Annotated in this window: 1 protein-coding gene; it reads right to left on the reverse strand. The window is 35.2% G+C overall.

What is annotated here, in order from left to right:
- On the reverse strand, window positions 1–381 hold a 381-nt coding region (locus D7X74_RS42525), incomplete at both ends, for an MFS transporter (protein ID WP_147446941.1).

Consider the following 381-nt stretch of genomic DNA (forward strand, 5'->3'; position numbering starts at 1 on the left):
ATAATACTCACAATAATTAAGAATAGAAATGTATAGCGCCAACCTACTAAATCGCCGATAACCGTTCCAATTGGTACACCAAAAACATTGGCCCCACTAAACCCTGTATAGACAAGTCCAATCATTTTGCCACGATTTTTAGGTGCTGATAACATCGCTGTAATAGCTAATACTTTTACGATAATTAGTGCTGCTGCTGCAGATGAGATAATTCTACCAACTACTAATATTGAAAAATTTGGCGCTACAGCAATAATGCCATTACCAATGATAAATATAAGTAATGTCCATAATAATACAGGCCTTGATGAAAAACGGTTCGTTAATTTAACCAGAATAGGTCCACATATCGCAAATGTTAAAGCGTACATTGTCACTAAT

It is taken from the genome of Corallococcus sp. CA047B (genome assembly GCF_003612065.1).
Lineage (GTDB): Bacteria > Myxococcota > Myxococcia > Myxococcales > Myxococcaceae > Corallococcus > Corallococcus praedator.